The following is an 18,370-nucleotide window of genomic DNA, read 5'->3' on the forward strand; positions in this document are numbered from 1 at the left end:
CTTCCTGCGGGAAAAATATCAAGAGTCAGAAAAGCATTAGTGTGCTACATTGAGGATAATGCCATTTATTTTGATAAATGGTATAAACTACTTCGTTTTTTGAAAGGCAATTTTTTTAATGGCCGAAGAATCTAAGGAAAAATCTAAGTGGATCCAGGCGCTTCAAAAGGATCACTTAGGAAAGCGACTTTTAATCGCTGTATGTATTTTGATTGCGCTTGCGTTTTTTATTCACTTTCGCGAAGTGCGGGTTGATATTTTAGAACTTGATAGTTCCGCAAAAAACTACGTTGTTGCGCAAGTCGATTTTGAATTTCCTGATGAAGAAGGGACTGTCATTATGCGCCAGCAATCGGCTCAAGATATCGGCGCCATTTATGAACTCAGTTCAAAAGCTGTGGAAAAAAAACGGCTCCAATTTGACAACTTTTTGATTCACGATCAAAGGTGGCGCAATCTTCTTCCGAACAGCACCTTCGAGGATATGTATCAAGCGGGCGACGCAGTGAAAGACCTTCTGTTAGAAGCCCGTTTTTCCGATCAGCGCACCTTGCAACGGCTTAAATCTCTCAAACTTCTCAAAGATAACTACTTTCTTCTTCCTCCCTCCTTTGATGGAAACTCGATCATTTTGCCTGAAAGTTTTTGGGAAAGTGTGCAAAACCAAGTTTTAGATCAAAACAAATTTCAAGGACCGACTGTTGCTTACGTCTTAGATTACTTTCAAACTGTTTCGTGGCCTCTTGAAAAAGACACGACAGCCCAACGTAGTTTGCGAAAAATGGTAGAAACAACAGTCCCCGAAAAGTACCGTAGAATTCAAGCTGGAACCCGCATTATCGATCAAGGGGAGAAAATCAGTGCGTCTCATATTGCCATGGTTCAATCGATGAAAAAAGCCATTGCTGAAGGGCGCAAATTGTGGGAGCCGCTCCCTCTTTTAAGTAGTTTCGTATTTGCAACAATCATCACATTTTTGGGGGCATTCTACTTCCGAATGAGTCATCCCAAGATTTTTCATTCGGTTCAAAAACTTTCCCTCTTTGCTACGATCATTATTCTCACTTTGTTTCTTGCGAAAGTGACCGAGTTTTTCTTATTGCGTAATGCGACAGGCTTACTTGAGGTGGTGCGTTATCCCGTCTTTGTTCCTTTTGCTGCGATTTTAATCACTGTTTTGCTCGATGCCGAGTTAGCCCTTTTTTCGACCTTTTTACTGACTATTGTTTTAGGGCTGTCGTTAGCTGTAGATCACAGCCGTTTTTTAACAGCCAACCTTATCACAGGTGTTGTGGCTGTTTTAAGTTGCCGAACCATGCGCAAACGGAAAGAGGTTTTTGCCGTTTGTGCCAAGATTTGGGTGTCTTGTATTCCCATTTTCTTTGTGTACAACTTTGCGCAAGATGTTTTTTGGAACTTCTACATTCTTTCTGATTTGACAAGCACGTTTGCATTTCTTGTTCTGACATCCATTCTCATTGTTGGGCTTCTCCCTATTTTTGAGTCGATTTTCCATATCATGACTGACATCACACTGATGGAATACATGGACCCCAATAATGAGCTACTGCGTAGACTCAGCGTGGAAGCACCTGGAACCTACCAGCACTGTCTTGTAGTAGGAAGTATTGCTGAAGCAGCAGCGCAAGCAATTGGAGCGAATGGCCTTTTTTGCCGCGTCTCAACCCTTTATCATGACATTGGAAAACTTTCCAACCCCCACTATTTCACAGAAAATCAAATGGGCGGGTTCAACATTCACCAGCTTCTCACTCCTTTAGAGTCGACTCAGGTGATCATTGCTCATGTGATAGATGGTGAGGTTCTCGCTCGCAAGTTTGGGTTACCTCAAGGATTCATCGATGTTATTCGCGAGCACCATGGAACTACTCTTGTTTACTACTTTTATTGTAAGCAAGTGGAACAGATGGGAGGCGATGTCGATGCTGTTGATGAAAATCAATTCCGTTATCCTGGACCTAAACCCCATAGCAAAGAGTCTGCTATTATCATGATGGCCGACACAGTGGAAGCCGCTTCCCGTTCATTAGAAGAGGTCAGTGAAGCGTCAATCACTGAGCTTGTCGAGCGGCTTATTGGGGAAAAGCTTGAAGATGGACAGTTTGACTCTTGTGAGCTCACGTTCAAAGAGTTTGAAACCATTAAGCGGACGATCATTAAAAACCTTGCCGTTGCCCGCCACCTCCGCATCAAATATCCAGAAAAGCAGGCCTAAAAGGAGATTTAGGCGCAAGCGTTGTTGAAAATCAGCAGATCAAATAATTCTTCTCAGTAAAAATTTAAGTATCTGAAAACAAACAAATTGAAGTTTTTCAAAGTATGTATTACGCTGTCTTTTTTTTCATAAGTTAGGTACAATAGATACATCGTTAAATTTAACGGTTGGGGTTTATGACAGTTAAAAATGATACAAGTTTTTCATTTACAGATACTTGCCCTGTCTTGAATTACTTCGATCAGATGCGTCAGAAGTATCGCTTAGAGCCTTTTGAGGATAAGCGGGCAGAAGTTAATTTTAAGGTTTCTCTCGAAAACTGGGGAAGCTCCTGTGATGCGTCCCATTTGACCCGCCGTCAATTTTACCGAGTGGAAAATTACTATACCCTTGATCAGGTTGCTCAAGAAGCTCCCTTCAAAATGAAGTTGACATCAGAAGATGGTAAAAGATCGATTGATGTCTATTTAGTCCGGGAGCCGATCAATCGATTTGAGGCGGATGCTGTCATCAATGCTGCTAATGAGACCCTTTTAGGGGGTGGTGGTGCTGATCAGGAAATCCATGAGGGTGCAGGTCCGAATCTTGTGAAGGAATGCGCCTATCATAATGGTTGTGAAGTTGGTGAGGCAGTGATCACTAAAGGGTATGATCTCCCAGCAAAATATGTGCTTCACACTGTAGGGCCACTTCTTCTAGAAGATGGACAAGGGGATAAACCAGCACTAGCAAGCTGTTACAAAAATTGTCTGAATCTCTGCGATAGATACAAATTGGAATCAGTTGTGGCTCCTTGCGTGGCGTGCGGTTTTTACGCCTTTCCATTGAATGATGCAGCAGCAGTCGTGAAAAGAACATTAAAAGAGTATCTTGTAAACGGCGGCTCGACTGTGAAGACCGTCATCCTGTCTGTTCCAAAAGATAAGGAATGGGCAGCCTATCAAAAAGTTTTTCAATCTTAAGGTTAAATATGTCAAAAGCTTTAGATTTTTCATCGATGGATTCGGCATCTATCGAGAGATTCGTGAATTCGGTTCCCAAAAATTATTACAAAATATCTAACCGATTTCTCTTTTTACCAGAGATGTCTTCTCCTAAAGAATTTGTAACGGTGGCTTCAAAAATGGAGCAGTTGGCCAAAGAAAAAAAAGCAGAGTTCGAGGGCAACTTTAGACTCCGCTCAGACTTTGGAAGCTTTTCGTTAGGGGACTCAGTTCCTTTTAGTCTTTTAGATCGTCAAATCACAGTAGGGCAAATGAAAGATCAACTCTCCGGTCTACTTGATGTGTCAGCAGATGCAATTAAGATCAGTTTTCATAGCCTGCGTCCAATTCGAGATGATTTTTCTTTGCATTCCGATTTAGGTTGCCATGGAAAAGGGGGTGAAAATTTTTGGCTCATCCTCACTCCACCCTCTGATTCAAAGCGAGCGGAATAGAAGATCTAACAATCTGCTTCAGGATCTTTAACTTCCGGAGCTAAAGCTGAAGCAGTATTTCTACTTATCCAGAATCTTTCTCCACCTTTGCCATGACAGCTCAAATCCTCACTGAAGGTTATGTGATCATTTAACTTCCGCATGCTAAAAAAGCTAATGCTAATTTCTTCTCCGGGAATATTAGTGAGCTTTGAAATTTCTTTCTTGATTTGTCCAACAGGTGTTTTGGGATCGAGAAGTGTAAAAGGAATTTTGTCTCCTTTAGCATGTTCCCCAAACTTTGTAGTCGGAATGAAGTCTCCTTTAAATCCCTCACCCTTTTTCTTAGCCAATCCTTCGATTTTTGCTGCAACTGCTTGACGATCTGCATCGGTATTGATCTCAGGTAGAATCAGCCAACGATTGAAAGCTTTATACAGGTTCTTTGGAACATTATTTAGGATGGATTCGTATTTGTTATTAGGCATTGTATTTGTGATCGATGATTTTGCTGTTGCAGATGAAGCATAGCTAGAAATTGCGGACATATCTCTCTCTCTCTTTTTAATTTTTTATTCAAAAATGAGAAGGATCACCTTAGGTGATCCTTCCATATAGATTTAGTTTGTCACTTTGACAGTATTATCAGTTGTCTGTTTTCCTTGGGTTGTGTTGGCATCGATTGGAGTTCCAGTCTTAAGAGATTGTGGCAAGACTTGGCTTTGTGGCGCCGTGCGTTCACCCTCTGTCTTATACTTTGGTACAAGAACGTTTGCCCAAGAAGAATGGACACTGCTAGATGGAAGACTGTGGGTAGTCGCATAGTTTCCAACTGTGCGTCTAGTCCAAGAATTATCATCCCATGCCTCTTCACCTTCAATCAGCTCAACGATATCAAAGTTTCCTTGAGGTCTTAAGATGACAACTTCAGAGTCTTTTGGAGGGAGACCGTCGTTTTGAAGGAAAGGATAATCCTGGTGGATTTTGCGGTATCCTTCTTCAATTTGCTCTTTGGTAAAGCCTTCAGATTCAAGCTCTGTTACTGACATGATCGAGGTTCCAGTAACGTTTCTATTCATCGAAATATGCAAGGTATGTGGCGAGTCAGATGACATATATCCGGGCGCGCCAATTGAGAAATAGTGGCCGATTTCGCCCATTTCATTCATGCCAAAACGGCCTGTTTGTACGTAATCGCTTGCGTAGCCCGAGTGGAAAACATCAGGATTAACAAACTCAGAAAAGCCATGGCCAAAGACGATTTTTTGGATCTTTGCAGGTTTGTTGCAAGTATAGAGGTCTGTCCCGGCATTAAGAACGCGTGGGTTGGACATCGCATAGACTTGTTGCTCAAAGCTCACATTGGCCTTAACAAATTGAACTTTCTTCTCTTTTAGGCTGTAGTACTGCTGTTTCACTTCCTCTTTACGTCTGCGGATTTCAGCAATCTTTCCTTTCTCAGTCGGAGGCGTTGTGTCAAAGAGCTGATCTAGCTTCGTATATGTTGCTTCAAGCTTTCTAAGCTCTAAGTTTATTGCTTTTAGCTCTTGCTTCACAAGTAAAGGGGCGTCTAGATTGACATGATCAAATGCGACAATGCCGTTTGTGACACCATCTAAATCATGTTGAACGAGAGCTTCCATTCTTTCAGCATTTGTCATGTAAGTTGGAACAATTGCGTTTGCCCAAGAACTGTGAGCTTGGTCTGATGTCAGAGCATGTGTAGCAGCATAGTTTCCAATAGTGCGTCGTGTCCATGATACAGTATCATATGGATCTTGACCTTCAATGAGTTCGACAATGTTAAAGTTTCCTTGCGCTCTAAGGATGACAACTTCAGAGTCTTTTGGTGGAAGCCCATCGTTTTGGAGGTAAGGGTACTCTTGGTGGATTCTACGGTATCCTTCTTCAATTTCTAAGTCTGAAAATCCTGCGGATTTAAGCTCTGTAACAGACATGATTGAGGTACCTGTCAGATCTTGATTGAGCGCGATATGAAGTGTATGTGGCGAGTCAGATGACATGTATCCGGGTTCGCCAATTGAGAAATAGTGGCCAATTTCGCCCATTTCATTCATGCCGAAACGGCCTGTTTGTACGTAGTCTGTTGCATAGCCAGTATGGAATCTTGAAGGATCTGTAAACTCAGAGAATCCATTACCATAGACGATTTTTTGAATCTTTGCAGGTTTGTTGCAAGTATAAAGATCAGTGCCAGCTCTGAGGACGCGAGGGTTCGACATGGCGTAAACGCGGTCTCCACCTTGAAAGTGAGCTTTCACGAACTTCATTTTAGTCCCTTTGAGTTCCTCGTAGTTTTCAACTAAAGTCTTTTTACGCTCACGGATGGCTGCGAGTTTCTCTTTTTCTGAAGTTGGTGTTGAAAGACTTAACTCTCCGAGCTTTGCAATCATCACCTCGTGTTTTCTGAGTTCGAGGTTTATTGCTTTAAGCTGACTTTGGACTTCTACTGGAGCATTAAGATGTGTGAGATCGTAGGCTTCTACTCCAACAGTGGCTTGCTTAAGTGTGACGTCAAGATCGACTTCGATTTGATCGACAACTCCTAAGTCAAGGCCAACTTCGTGCATATATGCAGCTGAAAAATAGTGGCTTGGATTTTCTAAGCCCTGCCCTTGTAACTTTGCATTGATTTGTCTTACGACTGTTGGGTCTGAGCTAGCAAATGTAGAAAAATCAGACGGGAGCCCTTCATAGGGAACACCATGGAATTCTGCTCCAGAACGGATTTCATGTAGGGTGTGATCTCCAACTGGTATCATCCAACCAACACAAGCGAGCATACCTTCTTCTGTTTGGTCACCAAGACCTAAATAGCGTGCTGCATGGATAAAGCCGTCTGTTGTTCCTGAAGGACCAGTAAGCATTGGAAGACTTCCAAGTGCTTCGGTTTCTTTTGCAAAAGTACTTGTAGGGTCGACTGCAACCCACTCTTTTCCTGGGATCCACTCGAGCTTTCGTGTATTGGCTTCTTGTCTGAGAGTTTGATCAAATACATCATAGCGGGTTCCCACACGTGCCTCACGCCAAGATAGACCTGGAATTTCTGAAAGAACAGCTCCTGTAGCTTCGTGTCTTGTGGGTTGAGGAAGAGAGAGCCGCTTTTTCTCTACATTGCGAAAGTTGTCAACAACGGGGGCTTGCTTAATGGTGCGCTGTCCATCAAGAGTGATGATCCCTTCACCTTTAGCTTGATCCTGTTCAAATCGTTCTTTGTCAATTTGAAAGCCAGCACCTTGTTCTTTTAACTTGTCGTTGATTTTATCAATCATCCCTGGCTTGTCGAGAATCTCAGCTGCAAAAAATGAGAAAACAGTGCGGTAGGCTAAGGTCATTCGCTCACGTAAATTTCCATTTTTTAGCGCTCCCATGATTGTCAGAGGGCTCATTCCAACACTACCCGACCCTGTTGAGTCGTTTCCAAACAGCTGAGCTAAGCGCATGGCAGCCATAAACTCTTTAGTGAAGAGGGGATTCTTTGCGCTTGAAGGATTTTCCTCTTCACAAATTGCGTTATAGGCTTTCACAATAGCAGAAAGACGGCCAGATAGATCTTCGGCAAATTTTTGAGCTTTTGGATTTGTAAAGGCAACTTCTCCTGCCGCTTTTTCATATGCCGTAACGCTTTTTTGGTAATCAGTTAAACACTTTTCAAAGACCTTTTTCTGTTCGCTTTTAGGTAGCTTTTGAATGACTGGATCTTGGATAAAAAGATTCCAAAGTGTTTCAGCTTCTTGCTTTTTTGGCTTTGAGCTTGATAAGACGACTGGTTGATTGACAGCGTCAATAGCTGGCTTTTTGCAGCTGTCAAATAGAGAGGCAATTCCTGAGGCAATATAAACCAGCCCATTCCATAGGCAGTTTCCCTTATTTGGCTTCACTTGTGCGACTTCACGTCCTTGTGAGTCAGTTGATGAAACGGTTTGAGTATTTGACGTTGAAGGCTGTTGTGAGTCATTGTTTGTTATTTTTTGAGTCATTTTTACCCCTTTTTTTTAACAATTAAATGCTTAGGTGTAGAGGTAAGATGAAGAAGTTGTGAATGTCTTGAGGATTGTCTCAAACTGTGAAAATGACTTTCTGATAGAATTTGAACCATCTCTACTTCCCGTTTCTTTTCTTCCCACTAAGCTTTCATTTAATTATTTTGTAATTAGTTATTTAAGCGTGGAATAAGGGAGAAATGAACGTGCGAATGCACAGTTAAGAGAAAAAATATCTTCCCAGAGATGGAGTAACTCCACCTTTTCTTTCCTTCCTATCCTTGTCCCAATGCTTTCATTAATTTTTGAAAGCTAATAACAATTATAACAAATTATTTATTATTAATTAATAAATAATTTAATATTTATATATTTAATTATAATAAACTGATTTTCAGTTATTTGTGTAATCAATTAATAATTAGTTAGATAAGAATCTTTTAGATAGGGTTTTTTGCAGAATTGAGCTTTGAACTCTAGAGGGCAACCACTTCATGAGGGTCAGAAGGATCTGATACCTCCAATCAATCACTTGAACCCGCTTTTTTTTCTCGATCTGTTTGAGTAGGCTGTGTACAACCTTTTCTATAGGTAGAGTTAATGGGGTCTTGTCTTGAAAGCGCCCTTTAGAGGCTTTGATTCGAAAAGAGGTGGCGATTTGACCAGGGCAAGCGCAAAGAACGCGGAGCCCTGTTTGGCGGATTTCGGCATCAAAAGCTTGAGAGAAATCAAGCAAGAACCGTTTCGATGCGCTATAGACACTAAAGTAGGGATAGGGCATCCATGCTGCTGCTGAACTGATATTGAGAATGGTTCCTGGGCGCTTCATACACCGAGCCCCTTCTAAGCAGAGTGCGAGAGTCGCTTCTGCATTCAGTTTGAGAAGAGAAAGCTGCTCGTTTGTCTCGAATTCCAAAGCAGGACCATACAAACCAGCACCTGCATTGTTAATGAGAAGGGTAGGAGGATGCTTTTTCATCCATTGGATGACCTTTTCTCGCTCCCTTTCTGAGGTAAGATCTGCAGCAAGGCAATGGCCAAGTCGCTTTAGTTTTTCGAGTTTTTCGGGATCAGGTGCTGTGAGAAAAAGGGTGTACCCTTCAGTTGCTAACGCATTTGCGAGAGCTTGACCTAGGTCAGAGGTGGCTCCTGTGATGAGCGCCCGTTTCATGAAAGGTGATTTTCTTTGAGTGTTTTGAGGATTTTATCGAGGCGCCTGTCGCAAGCATGCATCCCTTCATCAATATCTCCTTTGAGTTTTTGATGGACCATGCCATAGATTTTAATCTTTGGTTCTGTTCCAGAAGGGCGGATGATGAACTTACTTTCATCTTCTAAGATGAAGACCAAAACGTTCGATTTAGGGAGGATGAGCTTTTCTTTTTTTCCTGAATGAACGTGTGTCTTGATCCCTGTTTGATAATCTTCATAAGTGACGATTTGCTGTCCGCAAATTTCTCTTGGAGGAGCTCCTCTTAAGACACTCATAAGGTGTTTCATTTTTTCAGCCCCTTCTCTCCCCGTACCAAAGGAGACGGAAAGTTGTTTTTCTCGGAAGAGGCCAAACTGGCGATAGATTGCATGAAGATAGTCAACGAGTGTTTTGTTTCTCTTTTTTTCTTGAAGGGCAATTTCAGATAGAAGGCATGCAGCAATCATTGCATCTTTATCGCGAGAATGGGTTCCGTAAAGGTAGCCAAGGGATTCTTCGGCACCAAAAAGAAAGGAAAATAGGCCGTTTTCCCATTCGTGAATTTTTTCTCCAATGTATTTAAAACCTGTGAGGACTTGAAAGCAGCTCAAGTTGAAGGCAGACGCAATAAGAGGAAAGAGATCGGTTGTGACAATTGTTGTGACAGCAGCGCCGTTTTCAGGCAGAGTTCCCAGTTTACTCTTTGTTGAGCAGAGGTAATAGAGGCAAAGGGCTGCCACTTGATTCCCATTGAGGATCACAGCTTCTCCATGGTGATTCACCACAACTCCCATCCGATCGGCATCAGGATCTGTCGCGATGAAGAGGTCGCGCTGTTCACGCAAAAGTTGCTCGATGCCAAGGTAGAGAGCTTCTGCTTGTTCTGGGTTAGGAGAGTGGGCTGTTGGAAAAGAGCCGTCGGGGGTGGTTTGCTTTTCAACATACGAAACATCGGTAAAGCCCCACCGTTTCAGAGCTTCAGGCATCAAGGTGATTCCGGTACCATGGAGGCTCGAGTAGACGAGTTTAAGTTGCGAGCCGGATTGCTCGTTGTCATTGGGAAAGTTTTGAAGAGGTGTTAAGGCCTCATAGTATGCTTCGTCTACGTCTTGCTCTACTTCATGAATGAGAGGATGATGAAAGGGGACGATTTTAACGTCTTCTTGCCGATCTACTTTTTTGACTTCTTCGATGATTCCCGTATCGTGGGGGGGAACGACTTGAGCACCATCACTCCAATAGACTTTGTAGCCATTATATTCAGGGGGGTTGTGAGAAGCGGTGATCATCACAGCTGCAATGCAATTGAGGTGGCGACAACCAAAGGAAACATATGGTGTGGGGCGGAGCTCTTTTGTGATATGGGCTTCAATGCCGTTGGCAGCTAAAACGCGGGCTGTTTCTTCAGCAAACTTGCGTGAGTTTTTTCGGCAATCGTAACCAATAAAAACGCGAGGAGTGTCTTTTTCTCTTTGCTTGAGAATGTAATTAGCAAGTCCTTGTGTGGCTGCGCGGATGGTGTAGGGATTCATCCGGTTGGTGCCGATTCCCATCACGCCACGCATCCCACCAGTTCCAAATGAAATTGTCGTGTAGAAAAGATCGATGAGCGCTTCTGGATCGTGATCAAGAAGGTTTTGGACTTGATGTCTTGTTTCGTCGTCAAACGGGGGCTTAAGCCACTGCTGAGTCCGCTTTTGAACTTCTGGTGGTAGATTCATAAGTTCAAATTAGCAAGAAGAAAAAACTTAATCAAGTTGATTTTGAATCTCTTCTAATGGAATGCAGGGAGCGTCGGGATGATCGATTCCTTCACACCGCTCTTTTGTTTCTTCCCAAGCTTCAGGAGATTCAAGAACGTCTTTCCAAAAAGGAAACGTTTTGCACTGTTTTGGACGGTCTTCATAAAGGGTGCAGATTTTTTTATCTTTTAGAAAAACGCAGTCATAAGAAAGGGGGTCTTCTGTGAGAGAAATCCGGCTGCCTACTTGGCGAGTGTATCTTTTGAGAAAAACATCTTGTGGCAAATTGAGTCGTTTAGCAAGACGTTCAATGTCTTTTTTTTCTAACCAAACATAACCTGGTGCGCCTGTGCAGCATGCACCACAACTCGTGCACTTGAAACGAAGTCCATCTTTATACCAAATATCATCAAGAAGTGAAAGGTCACTCACTTTTCCACCTAAAATTGTGCGTTTCGAGGTGAGACCAATTGGCGTCTTCCCAGGAAAAGACTTGTAGTTTACATGCGTCTTTTTCAATGTCAAGGAGGTTCCAAGATCCATTGCAATAAGCTGTTGATCCACTATCAAGAATGATGGGCAGGCCATTTTCCCTTAAATCGGCAACGCAGCGACGATGAGTGTGCCCGTGGAGAAAGAGTTGCACTTTGGGCTGATTTTGTAAGAGTTCTTCTAAAACGGTTCCCCGTTTGAGCCATCTGTTTGGTTTATCGTGTTGAAAGAAAGGGAAGTGATTGACGAGAAGAACTTTATCTTGAGGGGGGATGTCTTGAAGCAGTTTTTTAAGAGAAGCTTCAGTTTTCTCTGAGAAGTAGCCGTTTGAAGACTTGAGAGGCGTTGCCAGCGTCGTATCCATCAGAACAAGCCACCAGCCCAGCGTGAGCTTTTTGGCCGTCACTCCATGGTCTGCTAAGTTATACGGCAAATCGGAGCTGTGCTTTGAGGGGAAGTGTTTGTAAAATCGTTGGCGTCGATGAGCCCTTTTAGTGTAGTGGTCGTGGTTCCCTGGAATCAGGTAAACCTGAAAGCCTTCCTCTTTGAGCTTATCGATGAATTGTTCGGCGAGTTGGAATTCTGTAGGGGAAGAGGTTGTTGTTAAATCACCTGAAACGATGATATCGGTCACTTTTCCTTGCTTGAGAGGTTCGATCAGGGCGTAAGGGCGCTCTGGAGAAAAGTTATAGCCACGATTAAAAAGGAGGTTGAGATTTCCAATCCAAGCTTTGGAAAAGAATTGAGTGATTCCCTTAGAGATCTTAGAAAAGTGAAGATCTGATATGTGTGCAATCCGCAAAAGTTGCCGTCCTAAGATGGGTTATTTGCAACGATTTTACACTTTTTGAAAGAAAAGTTCCACGCTACTTTTTACGTTTTAGGAAATTAAATTTTTGCAGTTTCTTTTGCAAACGGCCCGCAGCGTCTAAAGTTTGTTTTTGAACAGTGCGTATCCAGTGCTCACCTTCCTTGTGGATGCTTTCAGGCTCTGTTTCCCAATCAACCTCAGATGGAGAGGTCATATGGCTTTTGTGTTTAGATGCAGCCCGAGCTTTTGCAATTTTGACTCTGCGTGGAGAGGCCACGTAAGTCTTTTTTTGCTTTTCTGAAATTTCGCTCTCTTCTGTTGCGTAAGTCTCTTCTTTTTGAGCTTTACGAATGGCTTTTTTTTGTTCACGCTTAGCACGTTGCGGTTTCATATATGCCCACCTAGTATTAAGAGGTTTCCCTTAGTCTAATCACTTAAATTTTTTCTTGCAATGAGTCAGATTTTTCATAATCACTCAAATATTTGGAGTGTTAATCCCAATATTTGGCTAATTTTTGGGAGTTGCAATCCCAATTTTTAAATGAATTTACAAAGAGTTTTTTTTGAAAGTTTATTATTCTAGCCTTTTTGTCTCGAAAAGGACCGTTTGTTCCTTCCCATCGCCAAAATGCTGAGAATCTATGAGAATCCTCTTCTGATAACGAGAAAAGTAAACCCAGAATTCAGGCCATTAGAAGCTTATGAAAAGTAGATTTGGAGAAGGCCAACGATTGAAAAGGCAACGAGTAAAAATGCCGCAAACTGGTGAAAGTGTTGCAATGTTTTGAGGGGAATGATTTTTTTCGAGTGGTGGGCCGCAAAAATAAAAATCCACCAGAAAAGAGATGTTCCAAGAAGAATTCCTACTATGGGAAAAATTGACTCTGCAAGCTTGGGAGCTGATGGGTGAATATCGAGTGCAAGGAGGATCGCCCCATATCCAAAAATACGCATCGGGATGGCAAGGGCTAAAAAGAAAGTGGAAGAAAAAATGGCGATAGGACGGGTTCTAAGTCTAGGCTCTTTCCCATATCGTCCTCGTGAGCGATAGACCTTGATGGCCATGATGAATAAAATGATCGAACCAATTAAGGCATAGATTTTAGGATCTTTACCAAATCCATGATAGGAAAAGTGGAGTAAAAGCACTGCAATTGACGCCCAAATGGCTTGTACGACGATCACACCAAGGGCTCCAACGATGCCGCTTTTGGTATCTTCTTTCACGACGTAGTAGGCGATCAGAAGCATCGCATTGATAGAAATAAAGGTGTAGAAAAAGCCGGTAATAAGCCCTTTCAAGAGAAGCAACATCTCACTTGTCATACTTTACGATCTAATCGATGTAGGGGAATAATGCAACAAATCTAAAAATCTGAGCTCTGTGTTTATTTCACTCAGAGTTTATACTCAAACAACTTCAAAAATTGCTTTCGCGTTGCCCAAAAACCAATTTTTGAAGTTGTTTGAGTATAGTTAAAAATAGAAATTGGCTGAGAGCCTGAGCACATTGTGATAAATCCATTGATGTGCACGGGTTTTAAGATTGCGATAGACATAGAAAAACTCAAAATCGGCTCGTTCACTACGGGGGAAAACAAACCCTGCGATCGCTCGGTTTTGGGAAAAGCCTCGTCCTTCACGAAAGAAAACTTCATCCCCAAGCATCAGTTTAAACCTGTAGCTTCTAACTTTTATAGGGATGTAGATGTGGATGCGATTACGGTATTGCCAGGCATTTTTGCCTCCAAGTTTGTTGGGGGTAATTGAGTATGTAATCCGGTTCCGATTTGAAATTTCAACATGTTGACTTTGAAGCAAATGCAAGATGCATTCAAAAAAAGGGTCGTAGAAGATAGCCCACCCCTTAGAAGCTCTTAACCAGATCGTCCTGTAGCCTGGTTTGAGGGTGATGTAAGAGTTGATTTCACATGCAAGCGTCGGTTGCAGGTGTTTGTAAAAAAGCTTTCGACCATTGTCTCCCCACCGGTATTCATTGCTCACAGCGAGAGTGACTCTTGGATCGATTTTGAAATGAACGATATTTTCATTCCAAATCTGGAAATCTCCATTCTCCCCAACGGTTGCAAAGAGGGAAATCGGAAAAAGAAAAAATATAAGGAACTTCTTTTTCAATACTATACTCAAATAACTTCAAAAATTGGATTTTCGGCTGCGCCAAAGCACTGTAATTAGTCGATTTTAAGTGGCCTTATATTCCTAATATTAGGTCACTTAAAATCGACGAATTCTGAAAGCTTGCGCGCTCTTCAAAACCAATTTTTGAAGTTGTTTGAATATATCTCCAGTCGCTAGAAATAAAACTGCACCCCCGCGCCAAACACATTACTTTGAACCCACTTTCGCTCATGATCCTTAGTGGAAAGATACATGTAATAGAAGTCAAAATAGGCCCGCTCGCTTCGTGGAATTAAGGCACCGATGATTGCACGGTTTTCGAAAAAACCCCAATCTTTTTGAACAAAAATCTCGTCAGAGATGTAAGGATTGATCTGACTGCTTCCCATTTTCCAAGGAAAGAGCATTTGAAATCGATTTCTATAGAGTATGCGGTGTTTCCCACCGAGTTCTTTTGGGAGGTTTCGGTATTGAAACCAACACCGATTTGATACGACTAAGCTACGTGAGTTCACTAAATAGAGGGTGAATATGATGAGAGGGTCGTTTTCTTTGACCCATTTATCGTTGAGACGGAGCCAAGTGAAACGAAACCCAGGGGCGATTGAGAAATAACGATTCAGAGTCCAATCTAATTGAAGGTGAATGTGTTTGTAATAGAGTTTGTGAACATCGTCACCATAGCGGAATTCGATATCTCCATAAAAGGAACTTCTAGGAGAGAGTCGGATGCTGATCGCATCAGTATTCCAGATTTGGAAATCTCCATCTTCAAATAGTTTTGCAAAGAGCGTCAAAGGAAAGACTAGGAGGAGGAGAAGCCATTTTTTCACTTATAACGTTTCCTCATTTGCATGAATTGAAACGTGCGTAAGACCCGCTTTGGAGAAATGAAGACTTTCCATTTTTTTTCGCGCAGGCGAGATCCTTTAAAGTTAGGAATGAAGCGAGAGGGGGTGAGGACTTTTCCTGCAAACCAGCCGGGACGCCATAAGGCCATTCGTTTGCGGCAAGAAGCGATGATGAGGGTGGGGATGTGTAGATTTGAGGCGAGGTGTCCGGGGCCAGAATCGTTTCCAATTAAAAAGCTCGATTCATAAACATAAGCTGCGAGTTCACTCAACGTTGGAAAAATAGGGAGTTGAAAGCTTCCTTCGACGAGAGGAACCCACTCCGGTCTTTCTTGAGGGCTAACACAAAAGACAACTTCGTACCCTTTGTAGGCGAGGAGATTTGCTACTTCGATAAATTTGTAGGAATCCCATGTGCCATAGAGGGTGGTACTTGTGGGATGAATGAGAACCCGCTTGGTATATTGCCCCTTTTCCAGTCCTGCTGGTATGACAAGACCATTATTTTTTGAGATTTGAGTGCATTGGAGAACAGATGCAACTGCTTCGGCAATGTTATCAACCATGGGACGAGACCGATCAAAAATCCGGTCCCAAGAAGTTAAGGGGGCATGTTTTCCTTTTTCATAACTCGAGTAAAAAACGCTGAGATTATGGAGTTTCCCTTGTTTGTAGAGTTCGATGATACTTTTGGAGAGGGGGCTATTGTCGTTTTGGAGAATGATGAGATCGTAGGGGCTTAGAAGCTGATTCAGTTTGTCAAGGTCTTCAAGGGAAGACCGCTTTTTAAACTGGTGGTCGGGAAACCATTTGCTGAGTTGGTGAAGGGCGTTTTGGTAGGTCGTCACCCTGTAGCCTCTTGAAAAGAGACGGTGAGAGGCAACCATCATTAGGAGCCCATCTCCGATACCTTGGGAACAAATGACTGCAGCTTTCATTCAACCGATTTTTTTAGCTTTCGAAAGGCCCTTAGTGTACGCGGGACGGAAATAAAGTGCTGCCAAAAATTTTCCCGAATGCGGCAGTTAATCCCTTTGAAGTTTGGAAGAGGAAACTGAAGAGTCACAACATCTCCCACATGCCAGTCTGGTCGCCATAAGCGGACCCGCTTGGGATTGCCCGAAATTGTGAGAGTTGGAATCGAGAGATTTGAAGCTAAGTGACCGATCCCAGAATCATTCCCGATCAAAAAACCCGATTCATAGAGGTAGGCAGCAACCTCCGCTAGATTTGTGAAAATGGGAAGTTCGAACCCTTCTCCGAGGACATGAAGCCAATCCTTTCGCTCATTGGGACTCACAGAAAAGCTGACAGTGAATCCATCTTTTTGGAGTGAGCGTGCCAGCGAGAGAAACTGAGCGGAGGACCAGTTTCTTTTAGGATCGTTACTGGTTGGGTGGATCACGATCCGTTTGGGAAAGCGGCGATGGATTTTTCCTTTGGGGATTTGAATTCCATTTTCTTTAGTTGCTAATTTAATGTTGAAACTTTTTTGGCATCCCAGTTTCAAGTTTGAGGCAACGGGAAGTCGGGAGTCAAAGACAAAGTCCCCTTTTTGAAAGAGAGGAGAGGGGGTTGGGAAAAAAAAGAGGATGCTTTCATGCTTTCTTTTTTTACGAAGACGAGACAGATGGTAAGCTCGCTCCGAATGATCATTTTCAATCACGACTTGGTCAAAAGAAGCGATCACTTGTTCCAATTGATCGAGTGGAGGATGAGGAAGAATGGGAATGTCGCTAAAAAGAGCAGAAAGTTCCTCAACATGGTTGTGAAAAACTGTGGGATTACATCCAGCTTTTTTGAGCTGATGGGCGACAATCATCATGAGAAGACCGTCGCCCAAACCTTGAGCGCAAATAATCGCAACGGATTTCATATTTAAGCCGATTCTTCATCGTCATCAGGAGCATCAATGATGAGTGCTTCCGAGAGGAGGATCACACCAGCTGTTGAAGCGGCAAACTTCAAGGCATTTTTAACCACTTTGGTGGGATCAATGACTTGAGCTTTGATGAGGTCTTCGACTTCTTCGGTTATGGCATTGAATCCGATGTTATTTTTTTTGCTAAGGACTTCTTCAAGATAAATTGAGCTGTCCTTTCCACAATTCTCGACGATTTGTTTAAAGGGAGCAGAACAAGCGTGCATGACGATTGCAGCGCCAACTTGTTCTTCGGCATCGAGTTTCATATCGCGAAGTTTTGCACTTGCGCGCAAAAGGGCTACTCCTCCTCCTGGAACGAAGCCACTTTCTTGAGCCGCACGGGTTGAATTCAAGCTATCTTCGAATGCCTGTTTCTTTTGCTTCATCTCAGGTTCTGTTGGAGCGCCAACACGAATGACGGCAACGCCACCTTGAAGTTTAGCTTTACGTTCTTCAAGTTTTTCTCGGTCGTAATCGGAAGAGGCATTTTCAATTTCTGCATCGATTTGCTTAAGCCGTGCATCGATATCTTCTCTTTGACCCATCCCACCGACAATGGTTGTCGAATCCTTGCTGATCTCAATTTTTTCTGCTTTTCCAAGGACTTCCAAGGTCGCATCTTTAAGGTGCATTCCTTTATCTTCTGATACAACTGTGGCACCAGTCAGCACTGCAATGTCTTCAAGTATCGCTTTGCGACGATCGCCAAATCCAGGTGCTTTTACAGCTGCAATTTTTAACGTGCCACGAAGTTTATTCACGACAAGCGTTGAAAGAGCGTCTCCTTCGATGTCTTCAGCGATAATGAGAAGGGATTGGCCTGATGCAGCCACAGCTTGAAGCAGAGGGAGGATTTCTTGGATGGCTGAAATTTTCTTATCAGTGATGAGAAGGTGCGCTTGATCCATTTCAACCAGCATGTTTTCTGCATTAGTGCAGAAATAGGGACTGGTGTAGCCGCGGTCAAATTGCATCCCTTCAACCATTTCAATCGTCGTTGTGGTTCCTTTTCCTTCTTCTATTGTGATCACACCTGACTTACCTACTTTGTCAATGGCTTCATAAATCACTTTTCCGATTTCTCTATTTCCAGAAGCAGAAACTGTGGCGATATTTTCAATAGCTTCAGCTTTTTCGACGGGTGTGGCAAGCGCATCGAGCTCCTCTAGAACGCGATTTACAGCTTTTTCCATTCCACGTTTCACGTTGATCGGGCTAGCACCTGATGCGATATTACGGACCCCATCTTTGACAAGTGCGCGCAAAAGAATGATTCCAGTTGTGGTTCCATCGCCCGACTTGTCTTTGATTTTACGTGCAACTTCTTTTCCCATCGAAACACCCATGTTGGCATAAGGGTCTTTCAGTTCAATGTCTTTGACGATGCTGTTCCCATCGTTTGTGATGGTTGGAGCACCCCAGCTGGACTCGAGTCCTACATTCTTTCCTTTGGGTCCAAGCGTAACGCCGACTGTATCAGCAAGCTTGTCAATTCCTTCTTTCAACTTTGCGCGTGCTTCTTCTTCGAAAATCAGCTCTTTGGGTGTCGAAGTCATGTTGTT

Annotated in this window: 16 protein-coding genes; 3 read left to right on the forward strand and 13 right to left on the reverse strand. The window is 42.9% G+C overall.

Annotated features, from left to right (window positions below):
• The first annotated feature begins 118 nt into the window (after window positions 1-118).
• The 3 genes from SNE_RS03320 to SNE_RS03330 all read left to right on the forward strand — a co-directional run bounded on the left by SNE_RS03320 (window position 119) and on the right by SNE_RS03330 (window position 3,674).
• Window positions 119-2,236: an HD family phosphohydrolase gene (locus tag SNE_RS03320; protein ID WP_013942916.1), complete on the forward strand. Its 2,118-nt coding sequence runs from the start codon at window positions 119-121 to the stop codon at window positions 2,234-2,236.
• 176 nt (window positions 2,237-2,412) lie between these two features.
• Window positions 2,413-3,198, forward strand: coding sequence for a macro domain-containing protein (locus tag SNE_RS03325; protein ID WP_013942917.1), 786 nt, complete (start codon window positions 2,413-2,415; stop codon window positions 3,196-3,198).
• Window positions 3,199-3,206: 8 nt separating this feature from the next.
• Complete coding sequence (locus tag SNE_RS03330; protein WP_013942918.1) at window positions 3,207-3,674, forward strand: hypothetical protein; 468 nt, start codon at window positions 3,207-3,209, stop codon at window positions 3,672-3,674.
• 5 nt (window positions 3,675-3,679) lie between these two features.
• On the opposite strand, the gene SNE_RS03335 is transcribed toward SNE_RS03330, so the two are convergent.
• From SNE_RS03335 to groL, 13 genes are all read right to left on the reverse strand, one after another.
• Window positions 3,680-4,201 carry a ubiquitin-like domain-containing protein gene (locus SNE_RS03335; protein ID WP_013942919.1) on the reverse strand — a complete coding sequence of 174 codons (522 nt, stop codon included), beginning with the start codon at window positions 4,199-4,201 and terminating at the stop codon, window positions 3,680-3,682.
• Between the two features lie 72 nt (window positions 4,202-4,273).
• Window positions 4,274-7,654: a hypothetical protein gene (locus tag SNE_RS03340; RefSeq protein WP_013942920.1), complete on the reverse strand. Its 3,381-nt coding sequence runs from the start codon at window positions 7,652-7,654 to the stop codon at window positions 4,274-4,276.
• Window positions 7,655-8,078: 424 nt separating this feature from the next.
• Window positions 8,079-8,828: an SDR family NAD(P)-dependent oxidoreductase gene (locus tag SNE_RS03345; RefSeq protein WP_013942921.1), complete on the reverse strand. Its 750-nt coding sequence runs from the start codon at window positions 8,826-8,828 to the stop codon at window positions 8,079-8,081.
• Window positions 8,825-10,570, reverse strand: coding sequence for a phospho-sugar mutase (locus SNE_RS03350; protein WP_013942922.1), 1,746 nt, complete (start codon window positions 10,568-10,570; stop codon window positions 8,825-8,827). The genes SNE_RS03345 and SNE_RS03350 overlap by 4 nt, the downstream gene beginning before the upstream one ends.
• 27 nt (window positions 10,571-10,597) lie before the next feature.
• The gene (locus SNE_RS03355) at window positions 10,598-11,023 is read right to left on the reverse strand and encodes a YkgJ family cysteine cluster protein (protein WP_013942923.1); all 426 of its coding nucleotides are present in this window, start codon (window positions 11,021-11,023) and stop codon (window positions 10,598-10,600) included.
• Window positions 11,016-11,885: a metallophosphoesterase family protein gene (locus SNE_RS03360; protein ID WP_013942924.1), complete on the reverse strand. Its 870-nt coding sequence runs from the start codon at window positions 11,883-11,885 to the stop codon at window positions 11,016-11,018. Before SNE_RS03360 ends, SNE_RS03355 begins: the two co-directional genes overlap by 8 nt.
• A 64-nt stretch (window positions 11,886-11,949) precedes the next feature.
• The gene (locus tag SNE_RS03365; RefSeq protein WP_013942925.1) at window positions 11,950-12,285 is read right to left on the reverse strand and encodes a hypothetical protein; all 336 of its coding nucleotides are present in this window, start codon (window positions 12,283-12,285) and stop codon (window positions 11,950-11,952) included.
• A gap of 308 nt (window positions 12,286-12,593) precedes the next feature.
• Window positions 12,594-13,220, reverse strand: a complete 627-nt coding sequence (locus SNE_RS03370) for a hypothetical protein (RefSeq protein WP_013942926.1) — start codon at window positions 13,218-13,220, stop codon at window positions 12,594-12,596.
• A 150-nt stretch (window positions 13,221-13,370) separates the two neighbouring features.
• Entirely contained in the window at window positions 13,371-14,030 is a 660-nt protein-coding gene (locus tag SNE_RS03375; RefSeq protein WP_013942927.1) for a DUF2490 domain-containing protein, read from the reverse strand.
• A gap of 176 nt (window positions 14,031-14,206) precedes the next feature.
• Complete coding sequence (locus SNE_RS03380; protein ID WP_013942928.1) at window positions 14,207-14,866, reverse strand: DUF2490 domain-containing protein; 660 nt, start codon at window positions 14,864-14,866, stop codon at window positions 14,207-14,209.
• The gene (locus tag SNE_RS03385) at window positions 14,863-15,822 is read right to left on the reverse strand and encodes a glycosyltransferase family 9 protein (RefSeq protein WP_013942929.1); all 960 of its coding nucleotides are present in this window, start codon (window positions 15,820-15,822) and stop codon (window positions 14,863-14,865) included. Before SNE_RS03385 ends, SNE_RS03380 begins: the two co-directional genes overlap by 4 nt.
• Window positions 15,819-16,760, reverse strand: coding sequence for a glycosyltransferase family 9 protein (locus SNE_RS12150; protein WP_013942930.1), 942 nt, complete (start codon window positions 16,758-16,760; stop codon window positions 15,819-15,821). The genes SNE_RS03385 and SNE_RS12150 overlap by 4 nt, the downstream gene beginning before the upstream one ends.
• Before the next feature lie 2 nt (window positions 16,761-16,762).
• Entirely contained in the window at window positions 16,763-18,364 is a 1,602-nt protein-coding gene (gene groL / locus SNE_RS03395; RefSeq protein ID WP_013942931.1) for a chaperonin GroEL, read from the reverse strand.
• Window positions 18,365-18,370: the final 6 nt, after the last annotated feature.

Source organism: Simkania negevensis Z (assembly GCF_000237205.1).
Taxonomy (GTDB): Bacteria; Chlamydiota; Chlamydiia; order Chlamydiales; family Simkaniaceae; genus Simkania; species Simkania negevensis.